The 21,624-nt window shown below is 37.7% G+C and carries 21 protein-coding genes; 4 read left to right on the forward strand and 17 right to left on the reverse strand.

What is annotated here, in order from left to right:
• Positions 1-66 precede the first annotated feature (66 nt).
• The 6 genes from MHH88_RS21850 to MHH88_RS21875 form a co-directional block, all read right to left on the reverse strand.
• A complete protein-coding gene (locus tag MHH88_RS21850) occupies positions 67-1,845 on the reverse strand; it encodes a CotH kinase family protein (protein WP_339260645.1) in 1,779 nt (592 codons plus the stop codon).
• A gap of 36 nt (positions 1,846-1,881) precedes the next feature.
• On the reverse strand, positions 1,882-2,565 hold the full coding sequence (locus MHH88_RS21855) for a DUF4956 domain-containing protein (protein WP_339260647.1): 684 nt from the start codon (positions 2,563-2,565) through the stop codon (positions 1,882-1,884).
• Positions 2,566-2,582: 17 nt separating this feature from the next.
• Positions 2,583-3,284 (reverse strand): polyphosphate polymerase domain-containing protein, encoded by a 702-nt coding sequence (locus tag MHH88_RS21860; RefSeq protein ID WP_339260648.1) that lies wholly within the window; start codon positions 3,282-3,284, stop codon positions 2,583-2,585.
• A 17-nt stretch (positions 3,285-3,301) separates the two neighbouring features.
• Positions 3,302-4,165, reverse strand: coding sequence for a peptidyl-prolyl cis-trans isomerase (locus tag MHH88_RS21865; protein WP_339260650.1), 864 nt, complete (start codon positions 4,163-4,165; stop codon positions 3,302-3,304).
• 152 nt (positions 4,166-4,317) lie between these two features.
• Positions 4,318-5,745, reverse strand: coding sequence for a HAMP domain-containing sensor histidine kinase (locus MHH88_RS21870; RefSeq protein ID WP_339260652.1), 1,428 nt, complete (start codon positions 5,743-5,745; stop codon positions 4,318-4,320).
• Complete coding sequence (locus MHH88_RS21875; RefSeq protein WP_339260654.1) at positions 5,729-6,415, reverse strand: response regulator transcription factor; 687 nt, start codon at positions 6,413-6,415, stop codon at positions 5,729-5,731. Before MHH88_RS21875 ends, MHH88_RS21870 begins: the two co-directional genes overlap by 17 nt.
• Before the next feature lie 328 nt (positions 6,416-6,743).
• Here MHH88_RS21875 and MHH88_RS21880 point away from each other — a divergent pair, with 328 nt between their 5' ends.
• A complete protein-coding gene (locus MHH88_RS21880; RefSeq protein ID WP_024364429.1) occupies positions 6,744-7,079 on the forward strand; it encodes a heme oxygenase in 336 nt (111 codons plus the stop codon).
• Between the two features lie 126 nt (positions 7,080-7,205).
• Here MHH88_RS21880 and MHH88_RS21885 read toward each other — a convergent pair whose 3' ends face one another.
• A complete protein-coding gene (locus MHH88_RS21885) occupies positions 7,206-8,222 on the reverse strand; it encodes a YeiH family protein (RefSeq protein WP_339260657.1) in 1,017 nt (338 codons plus the stop codon).
• Positions 8,223-8,335: 113 nt separating this feature from the next.
• On the opposite strand from MHH88_RS21885, the gene MHH88_RS21890 reads away from it, so the two are divergent.
• Positions 8,336-9,223: a LysR family transcriptional regulator gene (locus MHH88_RS21890; RefSeq protein ID WP_339260659.1), complete on the forward strand. Its 888-nt coding sequence runs from the start codon at positions 8,336-8,338 to the stop codon at positions 9,221-9,223.
• A 36-nt stretch (positions 9,224-9,259) separates the two neighbouring features.
• On the opposite strand, the gene MHH88_RS21895 is transcribed toward MHH88_RS21890, so the two are convergent.
• Positions 9,260-10,180: a LysR family transcriptional regulator gene (locus tag MHH88_RS21895; protein WP_069514227.1), complete on the reverse strand. Its 921-nt coding sequence runs from the start codon at positions 10,178-10,180 to the stop codon at positions 9,260-9,262.
• Positions 10,181-10,314: 134 nt separating this feature from the next.
• Here MHH88_RS21895 and MHH88_RS21900 point away from each other — a divergent pair, with 134 nt between their 5' ends.
• On the forward strand, positions 10,315-11,505 hold the full coding sequence (locus MHH88_RS21900) for a coenzyme F420-0:L-glutamate ligase (RefSeq protein WP_025220869.1): 1,191 nt from the start codon (positions 10,315-10,317) through the stop codon (positions 11,503-11,505).
• A gap of 179 nt (positions 11,506-11,684) precedes the next feature.
• On the opposite strand, the gene MHH88_RS21905 is transcribed toward MHH88_RS21900, so the two are convergent.
• The 8 genes from MHH88_RS21905 to MHH88_RS21940 all read right to left on the reverse strand — a co-directional run bounded on the left by MHH88_RS21905 (position 11,685) and on the right by MHH88_RS21940 (position 19,968).
• Positions 11,685-12,854 (reverse strand): amidohydrolase, encoded by a 1,170-nt coding sequence (locus MHH88_RS21905; protein ID WP_339260661.1) that lies wholly within the window; start codon positions 12,852-12,854, stop codon positions 11,685-11,687.
• A 27-nt stretch (positions 12,855-12,881) separates the two neighbouring features.
• A complete protein-coding gene (locus MHH88_RS21910) occupies positions 12,882-14,294 on the reverse strand; it encodes a C4-dicarboxylate ABC transporter permease (RefSeq protein WP_339260663.1) in 1,413 nt (470 codons plus the stop codon).
• 315 nt (positions 14,295-14,609) lie between these two features.
• Positions 14,610-15,347: a DUF4184 family protein gene (locus MHH88_RS21915; RefSeq protein ID WP_339260665.1), complete on the reverse strand. Its 738-nt coding sequence runs from the start codon at positions 15,345-15,347 to the stop codon at positions 14,610-14,612.
• A 244-nt stretch (positions 15,348-15,591) separates the two neighbouring features.
• Positions 15,592-16,347, reverse strand: a complete 756-nt coding sequence (locus tag MHH88_RS21920; protein ID WP_339260667.1) for an amino acid ABC transporter ATP-binding protein — start codon at positions 16,345-16,347, stop codon at positions 15,592-15,594.
• A 13-nt stretch (positions 16,348-16,360) separates the two neighbouring features.
• Complete coding sequence (locus tag MHH88_RS21925) at positions 16,361-17,065, reverse strand: amino acid ABC transporter permease (RefSeq protein WP_339260669.1); 705 nt, start codon at positions 17,063-17,065, stop codon at positions 16,361-16,363.
• 9 nt (positions 17,066-17,074) lie between these two features.
• On the reverse strand, positions 17,075-17,782 hold the full coding sequence (locus MHH88_RS21930) for an amino acid ABC transporter permease (RefSeq protein WP_025220872.1): 708 nt from the start codon (positions 17,780-17,782) through the stop codon (positions 17,075-17,077).
• A gap of 114 nt (positions 17,783-17,896) precedes the next feature.
• Entirely contained in the window at positions 17,897-18,766 is an 870-nt protein-coding gene (locus MHH88_RS21935) for a transporter substrate-binding domain-containing protein (protein ID WP_024364439.1), read from the reverse strand.
• 35 nt (positions 18,767-18,801) lie between these two features.
• Complete coding sequence (locus MHH88_RS21940; RefSeq protein WP_339260672.1) at positions 18,802-19,968, reverse strand: acyl-CoA dehydrogenase family protein; 1,167 nt, start codon at positions 19,966-19,968, stop codon at positions 18,802-18,804.
• 281 nt (positions 19,969-20,249) lie between these two features.
• Between MHH88_RS21940 and MHH88_RS21945 the strand changes: the two genes are divergently transcribed.
• Positions 20,250-20,999: a hypothetical protein gene (locus MHH88_RS21945; RefSeq protein ID WP_339260674.1), complete on the forward strand. Its 750-nt coding sequence runs from the start codon at positions 20,250-20,252 to the stop codon at positions 20,997-20,999.
• A 115-nt stretch (positions 21,000-21,114) separates the two neighbouring features.
• Here the strand turns inward: MHH88_RS21945 and MHH88_RS21950 are convergent, their stop codons facing one another.
• Positions 21,115-21,489 (reverse strand): VOC family protein, encoded by a 375-nt coding sequence (locus MHH88_RS21950; protein WP_069514201.1) that lies wholly within the window; start codon positions 21,487-21,489, stop codon positions 21,115-21,117.
• Positions 21,490-21,624 lie beyond the last annotated feature (135 nt).

The following is a 21,624-nucleotide window of genomic DNA, read 5'->3' on the forward strand; positions in this document are numbered from 1 at the left end:
AATGCTTTATTTTAGCATGTAAAAAACCAAACACGATATCCAAAAAATTTGGATATCGTGTATTTTTTAGCGTCCTCTACGATTAAATCTAAAAACAAAGAGGAGAGCAGCTACTAAAAATGAAAACGAAGCAGTTGCTGTTAACACTGTACTTCGATTGATTGCTGTTGCTTGCATCGTCTGCTCATTGCCCTGATTTGGATCGCCCATTCCCTCCGGACGTTGCATTGGACCACCTCGCATCCCTTCGCCCTGTTCATCGCCTTTGCCAGCTTCAGGCGCTAGCGCAGGGTCAAAGTCTTCGGGTAATTGACTCGGGTCAAAGTCATCCGGCATTTGCATTAGGTTGCCATTTACATCACCATTTGGCATCATCATATTTCCTTGTGCAGTTGCACTTGTTTCGATAACTTGTTCACCAGATAGTTGCTTTAAAATCGATGCAGAACGTTGTTTTGCAAATTCAGGTAGACTGTTGTCCCCCTCCACACCTTCTAAAAACTGCTCTGTTGTGAAAAATTTTGTAGGATCGGCTTCCTCATAGCTCGTTAATAGCAACGCTAAATTGTTGGTAAGCGACTGAATATAATCTTTTGTTAAATAGCTTGTTGCTAATTGTTCTAAGTACTCTTCATACTTCGCGCGGTATGCTTCATTAGACAATAATGCATTTAATAGTGGCCGTTCTTCTAAAGTTGTCCCGGATACTGGAGTCTTAATGCTAAAATTAATGGCACTCTCTGCCATTAAATCTCCAGTCATTCCGCCTAACATATTGAAGTCACCTTTATTGCGATTGGCGTTTGCTTGTCTTTCTTGAAATTGTTCAGCATTTGACTGGTCACCTTGTGGTTGCTTTATTGTTAGGGTAGCTCCATTGTCCTCCTCTGTCTGCATTTGGGGAGGATTACCACCCATTCCACCACCAACACCAAAGCCACCAAATGACATATTATAATCCCAAGGTATGATTGAAAAAACACCTTTATCCTCATATAAATAGTAGTTGTGCTTCATATTCCCTTGGTAACTATCAAGATTGACTAGCGCTGTATTCACAGCAAAGTAACGTAACATCTCATCGACATCTAAATATTTTTCGATATCTCCACCATTATTAATGACATCAAGCATTGCCGTTAACTTCGATTTCTCAACATTGTCTTCATTCGTTTTTAAACCAATTCCTGTATAATCGGCAATATTATCACTGATATATTTTAAATCACTGCCTGTACCATCTGGTTTAAATAAAAATCCATCGTTGGATCCGTAATGATTCGCTAAAAATGTTTCGTCGACCGCTTCTATGCCTAAATATAAGCCCCGCTCTTTACCATTTACCGTAACATACATATAGGAGTGTGCAGGAGTAGGTAAGCCCATTTTTTCCATTAGCTCATACGAAATATATTCGCGCATTAAAGTCGAATCACTGTAATTATTGTTTAAGTTTAATTTCTTCAGTCCATATAAGCTTTGCGTATCATCATAATAGTCAAAATCAACTTTCAGACTATAACGGTCGGAGTCACTATTAACAACAGAACGTAACGATAAATTTCCTTTTGTACGAATCGCCACATTTTCTACTGTCTTACCGTTTATCGTAATATTGGCTTGCTTTAGCTCCTCATCAGCAGCGTTTTCTAGCATGTCCTCCCAATCCTCTTGTGCTATTTCAATATCTACAGTTGTTACTTTGCTTTTATTGAACACAAGCGTCTCATAGGAAAATTCCGTATTTTTTGTTTCAATACCTAAGTTTGGAAGCACAGCAACCATCACACCAAAGAGTAGAAGGAGAATCGCCATACTCGTATAGACAATGCGATTTTTAATCATTGACTGCACCTCTCTTATTCGTCGTTAGAAAACACATTACGCTGTAAAATTACCATCGTAGCTCAGCATAATTGCTGATTTGACACCAGGTACTCTTGTTAAATTGTCCATAAACTGTGCATCATTTTGCTTTATGCGAATTTCGTAAGTGGTTTCAACTTCATCATTTTGAATAATTGATTTTGATTTTAACGCGAACTTTTTAGACTGTGCCGCAATAATGCGTTCTACTTCTTCACAAGCTACATCTTCTTCAAATTTCACAATTAATAAGTAAGGATTTTCAATCGTAATTTTATTTACTAATACAAGTAGAACTAAGCCAATTAATATAGCACCAATAATAACAAGTGGAATGAATCCTGCCCCACAAAGAATACCTGATACGATTGCCCAGAAAATATACACTAAATCCATCGGGTCTTTAATCGGTGTACGGAAACGAACAATGGATAATGCCCCTACCATACCAAGTGATAACAAGACATTGGAACTAATCCCCATAATAACGAGGGCTGTTGCCATGGTCATAATGAGCAACGAAATATTAAACGAGTGCGAATAAATTACACCATTAAAGGTTTTCTTATATACGGCGTAAATAAATAGCCCCACAAAGAAAGCAACAACTAGCCCAATAATGGAATCGGTTAAAGAAAATGAGGTTGTTTTCTCTAGAAAATTCGATTTAAAAATATCACTAAAATTCATATTATCCATTTTTTATTTCTCCTTTGTTATACATGCATACGACTAAGCTGGTATTTCGAATAGGCTTCAGCACGGGTATCTACAGATTGAAGTAAATACTTAATCATATCTGGCAAGTACTCATCATATTTGACTTCTAAAATAACAAGGTTCGGCTCAAGTACATCCACCATCGGCAGATTTTGATTGAACATATCGGTATTGCGCAGGCTTGACTGCACCTTACTATCGAACGTTACACGCACATTGCCAAAAGGATAAATGTACGCTTCGCGCTCATAATCGACAACTGTCGTCGGCTTTATTTGGTTATATTTCATTTCATAAAATAATTCCCGTATTAATAGGCGATCATCATTTTCCATCCAATCCATGTCTCCGATACGCATTTTTTCAAACTCCGCTTGTGAAATTACACACTTTGTTTTAAACGTTAAATTATTGCGTTTACTTTTGCGCTCTAAATTTACTAAAGCAGCCGATTTCCCATAAATACGAACCCGATATTTATCACGATTAATAAACCCTTCTTTTTTTTCATTCAATACTTTGTTCGCAAAGTTATCGAAGTATGTGCTTCGAATTAAATATTTCCCATCCGCACCAGCGTTACGATCTAGCTTCATTAAATGCTGGATTTTTCTTTTTAACAGAGCATAGTCCGGATATGAGATTGCCTGTTTAATTTCTTTCCGACCATTTGGATTAAAAGACGTTACTTTAGGCATGATTAGCGCTCCTTCCTTTATTGCTTTTCAATCTTGTATTGCTCTTGTTTCTCGGTTAGCCAAGTCGAATATTCTTCATTGATGCGTGATTCCAATAGTGTTTCATAAACTTCATCTTTGACATCTTCAAACACAGCTTCTTGCGCAGGCACTTGACCTGTTACTTTAATAATGTGATAACCTTCTGCAGACTGCACGACACCACTCACAGCCCCTTTTTCAAGAGCGAATGCTGCCGCTTCAAACTGCTCATCCATCTGACCACGGCTAATATAGCCTAAATCGCCACCATCTTCACTTGTATCTGTATCAATGGAATAGGTTTTCGCCAACTCTGCAAAGTCTTCACCCGCTTTTAGCTTCTCTTCAACCTGTTTTGCAGTTGCTTCATCTTCAAGGAAAATATGACTAGCCGCCACTTGCTCCTGTTGACCGTAGTCATCCTTGTGTTCTTCAAAATAATGCTGTAATTCTTCATCCGAAATATCTATGCTTTTCGCTATAACATCTTTTGTCAACTGATACATGCGAATATTATCTTTAACACTTTCCACAGTTAGACCATTGGCATCGAGTGCCTCTTGCAAAGCTTCCTTTCCACCATAAGACTCAACCAGCTCATCATATTCCGCTTGAATAGCATTATCCGATACAGTAATACCTTCTTTTTCTGCCTCAAGCGCAATGATTTTATTGTTTATAAGTGTATCTAACACTTCTGCGCCATATTGTTCGCGCAACGCCTTATCTAGCTCCGTTTGAAGAATTTTATCACCGTCCACCGTTGCCACATAATTGCTACTATCACCACATCCCGCTAACAGCAGCACTAGCGCAACAGGGACGGCAATGACGTTGGTAAACCTTGAATATATAGCCATTCTCTATAACATCCTTTCGTGTATGTCCTCGTTTACATTGCTTACTATAAAGGGCTAATGTGTCAGTCAGATGTCAACTTTACAATTCCTTCAATAAATTTTTACATTGCCCAACCCTTACTCTTACGGCATAACAAAAAGCTACCACGCCGTTACTGCGTAGTAGCTTTCAATACTGTTATTTCAAAACATGTTCCAGAAGGGTTACTTTCAACTAATCGTAAATCGCCGCCAATTGATTGAGCCATCATTTTACTTAATGGAAGCCCTAAGCCTAGACCTCGAACGGTATATTTTTTATTCTCACCTCGATAAAAGCGTTCGAAAATAAATGCTTGATCTTCTTGTGATATTCCGTTTCCTGAATCTTGTACAGCAATCATCACACAATCAAGATTTTCCCTTAATATAATTGTCACGTATCCCGCCTGCATGGCTTGCTTTGCATTAGTTAAAAGATTGGTGAATATTTGCTGTATACGTACAACATCAGCTTGCACATTTACTGGCTCTGGAAGATAGTGCACCTGTATCTTAATATTTTGCTCATTCTCCATCACTTCCCACTGTGCCACTGCATCCCGTACAATGTGATTGACATTGAGCGTTACGAGCTTAACAGGAATCGCATCCACCGCAAAACTGTTAAAAGCTAATAAATCCCCAACCATTGTTTTCATTTTCGTCGTTTCTAAAAGTGCCATTTGAATAAATTCTTTGGCATCTTCCCCCGTTACAACGCCATCTCTTACAGCCTGCAACAATCCACTAATAGATGTAACGGGCGTTTTTAACTCATGGGTAACTCCTGCTAACAGCTCCGTTCGCGTTCGTTCGAGTTGTTGTAATTTATTGGCCATATCCTTAAAAGATGTAACCAGTTCGAATACTTCTTCTTCTTTACTATTTTGAGGTAACTCAAATGTATAATTGCCTTCTTGAACTTGTTTAGCCGCTTCCGCTACCTGTTTAATCGGACGCACTAAACGCTTCGATAAAAAGTAAATAGCTCCCCAGCCAAGGATAGCAAGTGCTGCAATTATGATGGCGAGTTGTCCATATGCTTGTTGTACTTTCGTCAAATTTTCCTTCTTCTCTAACACAAGCACCCATGCAACAATCTTATTCTCTTTTTCAATTTTCTTTTTCACCACATAATGAACTGTCTTTTTTCCTTCAACTTCCACAACGATTTTTTTCGTTCCCTCTTCACCATCTAATAAGTTGATAACATTAGTACTACTTCCAGGTGGCATCGGTCGATTACTCTTCAGAACATTGCCTTTACTATCGACCACATACAAGATTGGATCAATTTCCCTCATGTTCAAGCGTTCACGATTGCCGATAAAGCCTGGTATACCATCTGTGGGGGCATTAGTTGGAGCAGTTGTATCCGACAAACGATAAACGGTTTCTTCTGCTATAAAATTCATTAAGTCTAGTCGATTCTCAAAAGCGGTGTGACGTATCCAACTAGCAGAAATAAAAGAGATAATAGCTAGCCCTATAAAAAGCGTGAGTAAGTAACGGCTCGTCCAATATTGAAGTAAGGAGATTCGCTTATTTTTTTTGAACACTTAACTGATACCCCAATCCTCGTAATGTTTTTATCTCTCCTTCTGCTTCATCCCAGTCTGTAAGTGCCTTCCGTAATCGCTTCACTGCTAAATCGACAGCCCGATCACTTCCCTCGTATTCCCATCCCCACACATGTTCAATAAGTTGGTCACGAGTGAATGTTTGATTTGGATGCTCGGCTAAAAATAATAATACCGATAAATCTCGCGGTGTTAACACAATTTCTTGACCATCGAGGAACACTTGATGTGCTTGCATATCAATTTCCAACTGTCCAAATCGCTTCGTTAAAGATGTTTCTCGCTTGCTTTCAGATCGTCTTAAAACCGCTTTTACTCGTGCAACAACTTCGTCCGCTATAAATGGTTTGGCAATATAATCGTCCGCACCTTGATCGAACCCTTCTAAGCGGTAATTTACATCGCCTAAAGCCGTTAACATAATGACTGGACAAGTGCTCTCATTGCGAATTTCTTGTAAAATTGTCCAACCGTTTTTTTCAGGTAACATAATATCTAATAACACTAAATCGGGCTGATGCGTCCTAAACAACGGCAATGCCTGACCGCCAATAAAGCATTGTACAACTTCATAGCCAACCTTTTGCAAATAAGCCTTCAGTACTTGGCTAATCGCGAACTCATCTTCTACCACTAATATTTTTATCATGACTTTCTCACCTCGCCACTGGCTTGTTGATTTTTTATGATAGCATTTATTTATGTCAACTAAATGTCAGCACGCACTACAAAAGAACACTAGGTATGTATATTTGAAAACAAGATGGTAACGATAGTTATAGAATGCCTACAACTACCTGGTTGAGCTATAATAGAGATAAAGTCGAATATCAGTCGTTCGAAATATCGTTTTCCTTTGCAATTTTGTTGACAATGACTTCCTAGGACACTTATCATTGATTGCGAATGATAATCATTGATAATTCATTCGATTTTGCTTTAATCTATCTTCAATAAAATGATTAGGGGGTATTAGTATGATTATTGTTACAAATCGTATTCAAGTAAAGCCTGGCTTTGCTGCGAAAATGGCACCAAACTTTACGAAGCCAGGTCCTCTGCAACAGTTTGAAGGCTTCCACAAAGTAGAGGTATTAATTTCTACAGATGATCCTACATATGACGAAATGAGCGTTAATATGTACTGGGAATCGAAAGAGCATTTCCAAGCTTGGCGTAATAGCGATGCTTTTGCGGCGGCGCATCACCGTCCTGAACCTGGCTCTGAAGGCGCAAAACCTGAGAACAGCCCAATTATCGGCAGTAAAATTGTCGTTGCTGAGCTGGCTTCTTCCATCGAAGCACAACGTTAAAAACAAATTGTAAACCTATTTAAATTATCTTCTGATTCTATCTAAAAAACCATGCATATTTCTAGAAAATATGCATGGTTTTTTCTTTGGTGTCAGGCACCCAAACAATTCTCAAACAATTCTTAGTCATTGAAACACTACTACTAAGAAATAACCGACGATTGATAAACAAACCGAACCAATCAGTCCTGCGATAAAGGCTTTAATGCCTAATTGCTTAAATGTTTTCATTTCTACATTTAATCCTAAGCCTGCCATCGCCATAGCAATTAAAATATATGCGCAATTCACGACTTTTTGTGCAACTGCTGGTGGTACTATTCCTAACGAATTAATAGCGCTCATAACTAAAAAACCAAGAATAAACCAAGGAATTATAGATAACGAAAATGCTTTGCTTCCTTGTTCTTTGTTTCTTCTTTGATACATAATCCCGATTACAATCGCTACTGGTACAAGCAATGCGACGCGTGTTAATTTTACAATGACCGCCATATCTACAGCCTCATCGCCACCTGCGGCCGCTGCTGCAATAACGTGAGCTATTTCATGCAATGTACCTCCTGCAAAAATGCCATATTGTGTCGGTGTTAAGCCAATAAGTGAATACACCACTGTATAAATAAGTGTAAATACCGTGCCAAGCAAGGCGACAATCGCTGCACCTACAGCGGTTTCCTTTTCATTCGCCTTAATTTGAGGGGCAATCGCCACAACAGCCGCAGCTCCACAAATAGCTGTTCCACAAGCCGTTAAAATGCCGAGCTTTTTATCGACATGAAGTACCTTCGTTAACCAGTAAACGACAAAGAGGGCAAATACTAAATTGAGAAAGGCAATCAAAAAGACGCTCGCTCCTGCATGATAAATATCAGCTAAATTCAAGCGCATCCCCAGCAAAATAATACCTAGTCGCAATAGTTTTTTACTCGAAAAAGATATACCCGTTTGCCAGACATCAGGTACAGTAAATGTTGCTCGCCATACCATCCCAAGTATGATTGCTATTACAAGCTGGCCCAATATTGAGAAAAAAGGAAATGTCGAAATATACTTAGCCACTAAGGCAAGACCTAATGTCAATATAATCCCCTTGATAAATGGTGGCGCTAGTAAATTCTTTATCCCCTGTTGTTGATTCATGCTGTCCACTTCTTTCATTCTTGATGATTATACTTTATAAAAAAGTTAATCATCAGTAAAATACATATATATAATTACAATTATTAATTTTTCTAATAATAAGGGGTGATACGATGCAATACGATGCGTTAAAAACGTTCGTTACATTAGTTGAAGTCAATAACTTTACGAAGGTCTCAGAAATTCTCCATATTTCCCAACCTAGTGTCAGTTTGCATATTAAAAACCTTGAACAAGCGTTGCAGACTACTTTATTTATCCGCTCGCCAAAGTCTGTGCAAATCACACCAACTGGTGAGATTTTATATAAGCGTGCCAAACAAATTATGGCGATTGCTGAGGCAGCGAAGGAAGATATATTAGCTTATCACCATTCGATTCAAGGCACGCTCGTAATAGGGGCTAGCTTTACAATTGGTGAAAATATATTGCCTGCCATGTTGTCGAAACTTCAGCACAAATTCCCTCAATTAGAGCTACAAGTTATTATTGGCAATACCGATGAAATTATTCGATTTACTAAACTATTACAAGTAGATATAGGGCTTATTGAAGGTCAGGCACATGACAATGAGCTTATTATTCAACCTTTTATGGAAGATGAGTTATTTATAGTTAGCGCAAACGACCACCCCCTTGTTCAACAATCTGCTATCACGATTCCACAATTACAACGGCAACATTGGGTTGCACGTGAAGTTGGTTCAGGTACACGTAATTATTTAGACCATCTATTTAGAACAAACGGTCTTCAAGTGCAATCACTCTTAACCATTAGTAGCAACCAAGGTGTGAAAGAAAGTGTGATTGAAGGACTAGGCCTTTCTTTACTATCTGGCAGTGTAATTGAGCGCGACCTTCGAAATGGTGATCTTGCTATTTTGCCACTTGCTGAACAACGATTTATCCGGACATTTTCCTATTTACACTCTCCTACAATGAAAAACAAACGAAATGTCGATGCACTGATTGAATTGATTACAACGAAAAGCGAAGCATAAAAAAAGGCTTAGCAGGCTATCATCTAGTCGCTAAGCTTATTTTAAAGTTCGGGGGTTTATCTGCTTCCGAGCTTGTTTACGTTCAATAATCTCGATAAATTTTGTAGCAGCACGGGACAATGGAACACTTTTTAAATAACACATCCCAATACTACGATTTGGAATGCTTTCTACAAGTGGCAATTCATAAAGTAGCCCTCGTTGTAAATAATCCTTTGAAAATTCCTTTGTTACACACGCGATTCCTAAATTACTACGTGCAAATTCAAGCACTAAATCATGTGAACCGAGCTCAAACTCTGGTGCAATTTGAATACCTTTTGACATTAAATAAGTTTCAACATAGTTTCTCGAGTTCGATTTCTTCTCAAGAAAAATAAGGGGGAACTTTAATAAATCCGCAAAACTTAAGCTCTTTGACTTGAGCGTTTTATATTTCTCTCCACAGACGAAAATATCTTGAACTTCCGTGCACGCGGTTAATTGTAAACTGACATCTTCTATTGGGAAATTGCAAAGCCCGACATCAGCCTCACCAGATTTTATAAAGTTACATATTTCTGAAGTAGTGCCATTTAACATTTGCAATTTTATATTTGGATACATCGTATGAAAAGACTCAAGATATGGCATTAAAAAGAAGCGTGAAATTGTATCTCCTACCCCTATTTTCAATTGGCCTGTCGTTAAATTTTTAAATTCTAGTAGCTTTTCTTCCCCAGCATCTAAAAGACCTAATGCCGAATTAGTATATTCAAATAGCAACTTTCCTTCTGTCGTTAATGTGACGCCCTTTGGTGTTCGGTTGAAGAGTCTAGTGCCTAGCTCCCCTTCGAGCTGCATCATGGCTTGGCTAACTGCGGGTTGTGTCATAAATAAATCTTTAGCCGCCCTAGAAAAGCTACTATTTTTTGCAACGATACTAAAAACACGATATAAATCTAATTTCCCTATCATATAAGCTCTCCTTATAGCTATTATTTAAACTATTAATTTTACTTATATCATTAACTGAGCGTATAGTAAAATCATATTGGTTTTATTCATCTCATTAAAAATTAACATATAGCTATTTATAAGGAGAGATTATTTTGGAACGTGTAGTTGGAACAGTGGTAAGGGGTCTTCGTGGTCCGATTATTAACGAAGGCGATAACATCGAACAAATCGTTGTCGATACAGTGCTAAACGCTGCTAAAGTGGAAGGCTATTCAATTGAGGATCGAGATATTGTGACAGTAACAGAATCTGTTGTAGCACGTGCACAAGGTAACTATGCATCAATCGATGACATTGCAACGGATGTAGCAGCTAAGTTTGGTGATGATACGGTTGGTGTGATCTTCCCAATTTTAAGCCGTAATCGCTTTGCAAACTGCTTACGTGGTATTGCGAAAGGGGTTAAAAAAGTCGTTTTAATGCTAAGCTACCCATCGGATGAAGTTGGCAACCACTTAGTTGATATCGACGAACTAGATGTTAAAGGTATTAATCCTTGGACTGATACCTTAACAGAAGCTGAGTTCCGCGAGCATTTCGGCTATAAAAAACACACATTTACAGGTGTAGATTATATTGAATACTACAAAGAATTAATCGAAGCTGAAGGTGCAGCTTGTGAAGTCATCTTCTCAAACAATCCAAAAACAATTTTAGCCTATACAAAAAGTGTACTAACTTGCGATATTCACACTCGCTTCCGTACAAAACGTATTTTAACAACGAATGGTGCTGAAAAGGTATTTTCGTTAGATAATATTTTAGCTGAATCTATTAATGGTTCTGGCTTTAATGCAGAATACGGTCTACTTGGTTCAAACAAAGCAACTGAGGAAAGTGTAAAACTATTCCCACATACGTGCCAACCAATCGTTGATGGCATCCAAGCAAAAATCAAAGAAGCTACTGGTAAAACAGTAGAGGTAATGGTTTATGGAGATGGTGCATTCAAAGATCCAGTAGGTAAAATTTGGGAGCTTGCTGACCCTGTTGTTTCACCTGCCTACACTGCAGGCTTAGACGGTACACCGAATGAAGTAAAATTAAAATATTTAGCAGATAATGATTTTGCTGATCTTCGCGGAGAAGAATTAAAAACAGCTATCTCTGAATATATTCAAAATAAAGACGAAGATTTAACTGGTCAAATGGCTGCTCAAGGTACAACACCTCGTAAATTAACAGACTTAATCGGTTCTCTTTCTGACCTAACTTCAGGCTCAGGCGATAAAGGAACACCAATGATTTATATTCAAGGTTATTTTGATAACTATACAAAATAATAAGCGATAACAACGATAAACACCCGCCTGCATAAGGTGGGTGTTTATTTTTGTAGATAGTTACTGCCGTTGATTTCCGCTGCGGGCGCTTTCCGCGGGCGTCTCCATACTTCACTCCAATTAACTACTAGATACTTTACACCAATACACTCAAACACCCACCCACACTGGTGATGGTTTTAAGGGCATAATGTCCGTGCGATTTTTTCAAAATAGCGAACACCATAAATCAAGGCATCCTCATCAATTTTAAAGCGAGGGTGATGCAAAGGATAGGCTTCACCAAAATCCTCATTATGCACCCCTATATACTGCATTGAAGAAGGAACAATCTCTGAAAAATCGGCAAAATCTTCTGTTCCAAACATTGGTGCAGGTAATTCCTGTACACCTTCTGCGCCTACAATATCCCCCGCTATTTGACGCGATAAAGCTGTAAGCTCCTTGTCGTTGGTCACAGAAGGACAACCAAGCTCCCATTTAATATCTACTCTAGCCCCATGCATCAACGCTATACCTTTTACAATTTTCTCTAAATGATGACGAGCCTCGACACGTACTGTCGCATCAAGTGAACGAATTGTACCACCAAGCTCTGCTGTATCCGCAATAATATTTAAGGCTGTGCCACAATGAAATTTTGCTACCGTTAAAACTGGGGCATGAATGCTTGGTACTTTGCGCGACACAATAGTTTGCAATGCCACAACCATTTCTGACCCAATCAATAACGGATCAATTGCAACCTCTGGTGTCGAAGCATGTCCACCTCGACCGTAAATCTTTATCTCAAAATCATCTGCAGCTGCCGTAAACTTTCCATCCTTCATGGCAAATTGACCGACTTGATAATCAGGGCTTACATGTAATGCAAATGCATAATCTACATTATCCGCAACACCTAATGATACAAGTTGAGCAGCTCCTCCTGGCGTTACCTCCTCTGCATGCTGGAAAATAAAACGGATTTCACCATTGAAATCTGTTCCCCGCTCAGCTAATACTTTCGCAGCACCTAATAACATCGCTGGGTGTGCATCATGTCCACAAGCATGCATCACACCTGGATTTTTTGATTTAAATGGCAAATCAGTTTCTTCTTCAATTGGCAATGCATCAATATCTGCACGCAATAAAATCGTATAACCATGCCCCTCCGTCTTCATCCCTTTTAAGCATGCATAGACACTTGTTTCTGTTAAGCGTTTTACTTCTAAATGCGGGAATGTTATTAATTGCTCATAAATATACTGTGCTGTTTGATGCTCTTGATGTGATAATTCAGGATACATATGTAAGTGCTGTCTCCAAGCAATGACCTGTTGATGTAAATCTTTTGTTTTTATCATTTGTAAATCCTCCTATCATTCTCTAAATTAAAACGGGCCGTAATTCATAACGTGCGCAATAACTAATAACATAATGGCTAACGTCGTTTGAATAACGAAGTATGGGAAAACCCATTTAAACCATTTGGAAAATGGAATACCTGCGATTGCTAAACCTGCTAACAAAACACCACTTGTAGGAATCACCATATTTGAAATACCATCTCCAAACTGGAAAGCCAATACGGCTGTCTGTCTTGTTACGCCAATTAAATCAGCTAACGGTGTCATAATGGGCATTGTTAAAGCAGCTTGTCCACTACCTGATGGCACTAAGAAATTTAAACACAGTTGTAGTAAGAACATACCTACTGCATTAATTGAAGCAGGTAATACACTGACTGCATTCGCTACAAAATGTAAAATTGTATCAATTAAGCCACCCGATGTCGTAATAACGAGGATTGTTTGAGCAAAGCCAATAATTAAAGCGCCCTCCACCATATCTCTAGCTCCTGAAATAAAGCCTTCAGCCATTTGATTTGGACTCATTTTACAAATTACCGACATAATAATGCTGCTTAATAAGAATACGCCACCAATTTCACTGATATACCATTGAAACTTAATAACCCCGACAATTAATGCAACAAAATTCGCTAACAACACAAGCAAAGCCAATAAATGACGACCACTCATTTTAAAGTCTAAAGATAGTTCCACAGTATCTTCTCTCTTAAACTTTCCGTAGATTCCCTTCGCTGGATCTTCTTTCACTTTTTTTGCGTGCCGAATAATATAAATTACTGTTAAAAGATAAAAAACAACAAATACAATAATACGATAAGACATGCCTGAATACATTGGCAATTCAGCTATCGTTTGAGCAACGCCGATGTTAAATGGATTGGTAATGCCAGATGTAAAACCAGTTGCTAATGTCCCTAGCATGACAATTGCAAATCCTGTAATGGCGTCCATTCCAAGAGCCATCGTTAATGGAATAATGATGGCAATATATACAAGTGTATCCTCTGCTGAACCGATTAATGTTCCTAAACTAGCAAAGATTAATATGAGAATCGGAATTAACACGTACTCCTTCTTACCAAACTTAGAAGCCATTACTTTAATAAATGAATCAATTGCTCCCGTCTTTTGCATAATACCAAGTGCGCCCCCAAATAAAAAAACAAATAAAATAATAGAAGCGCCTTCTAGCATCCCTAAATGGACACTATTGAATATTTCAAGGAAACCGACTGGACTCGAATCTATATAGTGAAATGATTCAGGGTCTACAACCATACGTCCGTTTATCTCAACTCGATCATACTGACCAGCTGGAATAATATACGTAAGGACACTCATAACTAAAATAATAATAAACATTAAAACAAACGCATTAATCCCCTTGATTTTCGGCTCTTCAATATTCTGATTCTCTTGTAGATTTGCCATCCTCTCTCCCCTTTGCATTCGTAGTCAAAATCTTAAAGTAGCAACTTGTTACAAATAAAACCCACTATATATCTTTCCACTATACGGAAATTAATTCCGATAAACGGAAATATATTAGTAAAAATATAAAAAAAGAAAACTTAAATGTCAATATTTTTTGATAATTCTGTTTAATAAAAAATTGAAATTTCATACATTATCTAGCGAAAATCTACTTGTTCATCCTCTTTTCAACAAACAGCGCTCAAAAATCAGCAACGAAAAAAGACTGTCCCATTTATCAGAACAGTCTCTTTAAAGATAAATCTCAGTACTTTACCTTTTTAGCCAATATTTTAAGTAGATTGATATGACGAATAAACTAATAAAAAAAGAATCAATCATTCTTACAACAAGAATGCCATAATTGAAAAATGGCACATAGTCTATGGCATACCAAATAAGCACCACGAAAGATGTCATTATGAATAAAGATGACCAATAAATAATTTTATGTGTAACACCAACAGTAGCATTTCTATGTCTCTGAGGTAATGCTCTGAAATACATATAACCAAATATCAAAATGAATCCCAGTAATGTACTACCATGTTGCAAAAACTTATACAAAGGTAGGTCAAAACCATAAATATGATAGATTTTAGTAAATACTGTAGGGAATGTAAGCACCATATAACCATTTATATGTGTAAAGGAATCCCATACGACATGAGTAAGCATGCCAAACAAGGCAGAATAAATAAACACGACTAATTTCAACAATTTATTGGAATCTACTCTATTTGTATAAGTATCTTGTAGTATATTAGGCAAATAATGAACGAAGGTTTGGTGTATAAAGAAATGATAGATAAAGTAGATGCAAGCTACTAACGGTAGATTGAACGTAATAAACCCCATAAAAGTATGACCTATTTCACCCTTAGGTTGGCCTCTTAGAAAATACTCAAAGTCTGGCGCCATACTACCTATAACCATTGCAGAAAAATGAATATACTTACTTTTTCTTGAGAACGGTAATACGGCAGCGGGATGTGCAAAAGTGAGTGGCATTGTTGTAAACCCCTTTTTGAAAATTTAGCTTTTGCTGTAAGTTCTCAAAAACTTTCCGAATGAAACTGTTGCTTAACTCCTTGTTATACCTACAAGAATTGAATCTCTTTTTTCAAGTAAAAGTATAAATTTTATAGTGTGTAATGACAAATAAAAACGAAAATCATCGGTCAGAATAAAGATATTACAACAACTAGCGCTACATCCCTACCACTAAAAACGTTTCATTAGTTCCAATGAAACCTTAAATATAAAATGTATAATCCTCTGGTATCACGCGCTTTAAAAACTTTTTCGTCCGCTCTTCTTTCGGGCTAACGAATATATCATGTGGGCTTCCTTCTTCGACAACAACCCCACCATCCATAAAAATAACGCGGTTAGCCACATCCTTTGCAAAGCCCATCTCATGCGTTACAACAAGCATTGTCGTGCCCTCTTTCGCAATGTTCTTCATAACCGTCAATACTTCTCCCACTAGTTCTGGGTCAAGTGCAGAAGTCGGCTCATCGAATAAAATAATATCTGGGTTCAAGGCCACTGCACGGGCAATACCAACACGCTGCTGTTGACCGCCAGATAACTGACTTGGATAAGCATCATATTTTTCTGACAGCCCTACTTTATCAAGCGCTTTTTTACCAATTTCAATCGCTTCGGCCTTTGCTATTTTTCTGCCAATAACAAGTCCTTCTGTCACATTTTCTAAAGCTGTTTTATTCGTAAAAAGATTATAATTTTGAAAGACAAACGCAACACGTTGACGAATAGCATGGACGTCCTTCTTTTTGACATTTTGAAAATCAACATCGATTGTACCGAATGTCGCATGCCCTTGGTCGGCCTTTTCTAAAAAGTTAATGCAACGCAATAAAGTCGTTTTACCTGAGCCACTCGGGCCTAAAATCACAACTACATCACCTTTATCAATCGATAAATCTACACCTTTTAAAATTTCATTATCGCCAAATGATTTATGAATATTTTTGATTTTTAACATGATGATTCACCCCTTAGGCATTTGCCACTTTGTATTTGCTCAAATGTTGCTCGTATCGCTTAAACAAGTATTCAACCGTACTGCATAAAATTAAATACACGATGAATATATCAAGATATGCTTCCACATAATTGTAGCCGACATTTGCAGCAACTTTTGCCTTCAATGTAATTTCTGGTAAGGACATCGCATATCCCAATGATGTCGCTTTTATTAGGTTTACTGTTGCTGTACAAATATTCGGCATCGCCACTACTAATGCTTGTGGAATAATAATTCGGCGATAAGCTTGAAATGTCGTTAAACCTACTGCATGTGCCGCCTCTAGCTGACCCTTTTCAATGGTACCGAGTGCCGAACGGAATACCTCTATTAAAATAGCTGTTGTACTAAAAGCAAACACGATAAATGCATACCAAATTGGATTGATTTTATAAATGTCATAGGTAATATGATATTTTTCAAAAACCATTTTTAAGATAAGTGGAATACTACTATAAATAATAAAAATCTGAATAATAATTGGCGTACCTCGAACAAAGGATACATAAATCTTTGCTAGATGATGGATGACCGGAATTTTATTAATGCGTGTTAGCGCTAATAAAAAACCAAGTGGAAGGGCAACGAGTAAAGCAACAACCGTTACAAGGAGTGCGATCGGTACACCCGATAATGCTACAAAAAAGGTATCAACTAAAAATTGGTAGTTCATCATTACGCCTCCTTACGTTGTTTCTAACGTTCTTTTCCCCTTGCCAAAAAACTTTTCTAACATAGCAAAGAATTTTTCAATCACAATTGATAGTACCCAATAAACAATCGCAAGCGCGATATAGATTTCCAGTGCATGGGCATTAATATTACTTGCAATAATTAAATTGGCCTTGCCCACAATATCAATTAGCCCAATTGTGTAAGCCAATGCTCCTTCTTGTAATAGCGCAATCATGGCATTTCCGAAGTTCGGTAATGCAATCACAAGCGCTTGAGGGAAAATAATGCGGCGATAAGCTTGGAAAGGCGTTAATCCTACACTAACTGCCGCTTCAAACTGTCCCTTATTAATCGCCAAATAGGAGGACCTAATCACTTCAGACATAATTGCTGCAAACTGCAATGTAAATGTCACGACGACGAAGAAGGCTGTCTCTATCGCATGAAGATTTAAACCGATGTTTTCTGCTAATGCAGGTACCCCATAATAAACAAGGAATAATAGAACAATTGATGGCGTACAACGCATAATAGTTGTATATAAATTCGCCATTTTTTGTAATACCTTCATTGAACTTAACTTTGCAGCGGCTAATAATAAGCCGAAGAATATACCTAGTACAATGGAAGACCCTGCAACTAAAAAGGTTACTTTTAAAAACGGCAATAATAAGGGAATAGCGTTCCAAATGTACGATGCATCAAAATACTTCTCCATTTCCTCACCAACTTTATCAATGTCTTCACTAAAGGCAGCTAAATTTCAACGCCTTCGCTCTCCGTTTATTAAGAAAGACTGCTGAGTAACTTGACTCAGGCAGCCTTTTAAACATTATCGATTTACGTTTTCTAACACTTCAAATAAATCACGGCCATAAAACTCTTTACTTAATTCACTTGTTTTCTTTTGTTCTTTAATTTGGGCAATCGCTTTATCATAAGCATCCGCAAATTCTTGTTCTTTTTTATTGAACAGTGGCCATGTTTTAATCACTGCAAATTCGTTATAAACAACCTCATCCTTCAAATTATGATAAGCGCCATCGTCCGCTAATACTTGCTGCTTAAATGGACCTTCAATCATGACACCACCATCAACGCGCCCTTCATTTACCCATTGCACAACATCGACAGTAAAGGCATCTCCTGCTTGTAATTTTACTTTGTTGTTAGGATTTGCTTTGTTGTACTCATCAATAATTGTATACTGGGCATTGTTAGCAGCAATCGGCGCTAATGAATAGCCTTTTGACGCAAAATCCGCTAATGTTTTAATCCCTTCATCTTCTTTGCGTAGCACTAAACCTGCACTACTTAATCCTAAAAATTCTTTAGGGAAAATGAATTTCTCTGTACGTTCCTGCGTGAAGAATGCATTTTTCACCCCAACTTGGTACTTCCCTTGCTCTACACCGATTAATAAATCATCACTTGTAGTTCCAACATATTCGAACTTATATTCAGGTAATAGTTCATCTACTAGCTTCATTACTTCCACGTCGTAGCCTGTCGGATTACCTTTATCGTCAATATAGCTAATCGGCTTAGAAGCTTGATCGTATGCTACCTTCACAGTACGTACTTTAACCCCATCTTCTGTTTCATTTTTAGAAGCTTCCCCCGAACTGCATCCCGCTAATATAGCAAGAGAAGCCAACCCAACTGCTGCAATTTGAAATAATTTTTTCTTTTGTTTAAACATATGTCATTTCTCCTTCATCTCAAGTGATTGTATGATTACTGTTCAGATAATTTTTGTTGCTCAATGGCAGCTGTCGCTAATTTCAGTATCGTCATATCATCCATTGGTGGATTATGTAATCCTGCACGAACATTACGATAATAGCGTTGTAGCGGGTTTGTAAGCTGTAAACTTTTTGCTCCAACAACGCGCATCGCCTTATCCACGACATCAATCGCAATATTTGTCACCGTATGCTTGGCAACCGCCATTTCATTCGTTAAAGTATGGCGTCTAGTTGGATCATCATAAGCCTCGGCGACGCCATAAAGGACAAAACGTGCCTGATGTAGCTTTAATTCAATGTCGCCTAATAACTGCTGTACATTTGGTAATGTGCTAATCGGGGCATTTAAACTGTTTGGTTGATGATGATTAGCAAAATGTAAAGCGTAATCTCTCGCTGCCTGTGCAATCCCTAAGTAAGTTGCAGGGATGTGCAAAATCCAGCCATTAATCTTGCCACCACTCGGATGACTCGGCAATTCTACTAAATGATGTGCAGGAACCACTACGTCCTGTAATACTAAATCATGACTGCTTGTGCCACGCATCGCTGACATTTGCCAGTTTTCTTCAATTGATAGCCCTGCTACATCTTTATGAATGAGGAAAAAGCCAATTTGCCCTTTTTCTTCAATCCAAGCAGACGTTAAAAAATAATCGAGTACGGGTGATGCAGTCGTAAATATTTTACGGCCGTTTAATAACCAGCCATTCGCTGTCAATACGGCATTTGTTCCTGGACGGCCACCTCGCGTTGGACTACCAGTTGCTAATTCACTGACCGCTCGATTGATAATGGCACCTTGTTGTACTTTCTGTGCGAAATTTTGGAGTAGATCCTCAGTCCATAGCTTTTTGTCATATATTTCGCCAACAACTCCTAATGTCCATCCAAGTGAAAGAGAGGCGTTTTCATCGTAACTAGCTAATGTTTCTTGAACGAGAATCATATCGTAAACAGATAATCCTTCTCCTCCATATTGTTTCGGTAAAGTTAGTTTTGGATAGCCAATTTGCAATAGTAGCTTATATGCCTCAAATGGAAACTGCGACTGTTCGTCGACTTCTACAGCCTCCGATTTGATTGGCTCTGCAATAGAAGCCAACTGCTCTAGCCAGTAACGCTGACGCTCCGTTTTTATAAATAACTCTTTCACAAAAATCTCCTTCTTCCCAAATTATATAAAACATATATATTTACTAAGAATTAACGGTTTAAAAAAATCTCTACCTACATTAAGTAGTGAGATAACTTGTGGTACTGAATTTTCTGATTCATTGACATTATAATACTTTCAACATAGTTAATTGTCAATGGGCTAATCACAAGTTTTTTAGTAAGTATTATAGGAATTATTGCCCTCTTTTATTTCACAACTTATTTTATGCACCAAGCTGTATTCAAAACATATGCTAACACTAAGAAAGAGGTGTATAAATGAACAATAATTTAAATTCATCTCCAAGTACTATAAACATGACACAAATGGCTCCTCAAATTATTCAAACAAAATTTGGAGATATTAATGGTGATGGTTTTTTTGAAACTGTATTTTTAATGGGTACTAAAACACCCGATAGCCCGCTCTGGAAAAACATTACACTTGTCATCTTTTACGGGCAGACACGGCAATTCGAACAAATCGGGCTGAAAGAAAACGTTGGCTATAGTCCTACCATTTTTCTAGGAGATTTTACTGGAGATCATATAGAAGATATTATGGTGATTTCTGATACTGGTGGTAGTGGTGGAATTATTAACGGTGAAATTTTTTCATCTATAAACGGCAAAGTCCGTTCCATATTTGATACCGAGTCATTTAATAATAAACTAACTTACTCAGTCAGCTACCTAAATAACTATAAAGCATCCGTGCGGAGTTTTAATCCTAAAAAGAAATATATTCTTGATTTACAATATAAAGGACCCGAGTACTTAGGGGAAATTTATAATCGAGACGGCACATTAAAGCAACCGATTGAAGGTTGGGTTGACCCTATTAGCGGATTATACCCTGTTGATTTTGATCGCGATGGCACATATGAAATATTAGCTTACCAAGAAATTGCGGGCAGATATCATGCTGATGGTTTAGGATATGTTGAAAACATTTTAAAATGGGATGGTCGAGAGTTTGTCGTTGATCGACAATCTGTATCCATTTATGGTGAGGATTTAACATCGTAACGCTCATTAAGACCGGTAGCCCTCTAAAGATAAAACTACTATGCTAATTAGATTAAAAAAAATCCGTAGACAGCCCTACGGATTTTTAGTTATCAGGGATTTAAAGCCCCCTTTTTTATTTTTCCACTAAAGCGAAGTAATTGTTTTCAGGATCTGCAAAGTTAAACACTCTACCGATTGGCATCATGACTAAGTCCCCGACTTTAATTCCTTTCGTTTGGAAATCTTGATACATGTCAGTTATGTTATCGGCGTAAAACATAATAGAAGGTGTCCCTAAATTTAATTCCGGTTGCATTTTCGCAATTACTTCTTTATTGTGCAGTACAAATGACGTTTGGGCGTCCTTTGTCGGAGCAATTTCAATCCAACGCATCCCTGCTTCCGTATTATCAGCTACTACTACAAATCCTATTTTTTCAGTCCAAAACGCGACAGCTGCATCTTGATCATTTACATATAACATTACTTGTCCAATTTGTTGAATCATTACAAATTCCCTCCTCTTCTGAGCAATAGTATACATCAAATAGAACATTTCTATGTCTCTTAACAAAGAATCTTTTTAAAGGTTGGAGGATTTCTTCGATACGATCAATTATCTAAAAATAAAAACGGATAAGGA

The organism is Lysinibacillus sp. FSL K6-3209 (assembly GCF_037976175.1).
Taxonomy (GTDB): domain Bacteria; phylum Bacillota; class Bacilli; order Bacillales_A; family Planococcaceae; genus Lysinibacillus; species Lysinibacillus sphaericus_D.

Bases quoted from the DNA above. Each gene is read 5' to 3' on its own strand.
- MHH88_RS21885 (WP_339260657.1), bottom strand. From the start codon at position 8,222: ATGAATCAACAACAGGGGATAAAGAATTTACTAGCGCCACCATTTATC.
- MHH88_RS21915 (WP_339260665.1), bottom strand. From the start codon at position 15,347: ATGCCACTCACTTTTGCACATCCCGCTGCCGTATTACCGTTCTCAAGA.
- MHH88_RS21950 (WP_069514201.1), bottom strand. From the start codon at position 21,489: ATGATTCAACAAATTGGACAAGTAATGTTATATGTAAATGATCAAGAT.
- MHH88_RS21855 (WP_339260647.1), bottom strand. From the start codon at position 2,565: ATGGATAATATGAATTTTAGTGATATTTTTAAATCGAATTTTCTAGAG.
- MHH88_RS21945 (WP_339260674.1), top strand. From the start codon at position 20,250: ATGAACAATAATTTAAATTCATCTCCAAGTACTATAAACATGACACAA.
- MHH88_RS21920 (WP_339260667.1), bottom strand. From the start codon at position 16,347: ATGTTAAAAATCAAAAATATTCATAAATCATTTGGCGATAATGAAATT.
- MHH88_RS21865 (WP_339260650.1), bottom strand. From the start codon at position 4,165: ATGGCTATATATTCAAGGTTTACCAACGTCATTGCCGTCCCTGTTGCG.
- MHH88_RS21910 (WP_339260663.1), bottom strand. From the start codon at position 14,294: ATGGCAAATCTACAAGAGAATCAGAATATTGAAGAGCCGAAAATCAAG.
- MHH88_RS21895 (WP_069514227.1), bottom strand. From the start codon at position 10,180: ATGATAGGGAAATTAGATTTATATCGTGTTTTTAGTATCGTTGCAAAA.
- MHH88_RS21875 (WP_339260654.1), bottom strand. From the start codon at position 6,415: ATGATAAAAATATTAGTGGTAGAAGATGAGTTCGCGATTAGCCAAGTA.
- MHH88_RS21925 (WP_339260669.1), bottom strand. From the start codon at position 17,065: ATGATGAACTACCAATTTTTAGTTGATACCTTTTTTGTAGCATTATCG.
- MHH88_RS21890 (WP_339260659.1), top strand. From the start codon at position 8,336: ATGCAATACGATGCGTTAAAAACGTTCGTTACATTAGTTGAAGTCAAT.
- MHH88_RS21860 (WP_339260648.1), bottom strand. From the start codon at position 3,284: ATGCCTAAAGTAACGTCTTTTAATCCAAATGGTCGGAAAGAAATTAAA.
- MHH88_RS21850 (WP_339260645.1), bottom strand. From the start codon at position 1,845: ATGATTAAAAATCGCATTGTCTATACGAGTATGGCGATTCTCCTTCTA.
- MHH88_RS21905 (WP_339260661.1), bottom strand. From the start codon at position 12,854: ATGATAAAAACAAAAGATTTACATCAACAGGTCATTGCTTGGAGACAG.
- MHH88_RS21880 (WP_024364429.1), top strand. From the start codon at position 6,744: ATGATTATTGTTACAAATCGTATTCAAGTAAAGCCTGGCTTTGCTGCG.
- MHH88_RS21930 (WP_025220872.1), bottom strand. From the start codon at position 17,782: ATGGAGAAGTATTTTGATGCATCGTACATTTGGAACGCTATTCCCTTA.
- MHH88_RS21935 (WP_024364439.1), bottom strand. From the start codon at position 18,766: ATGTTTAAACAAAAGAAAAAATTATTTCAAATTGCAGCAGTTGGGTTG.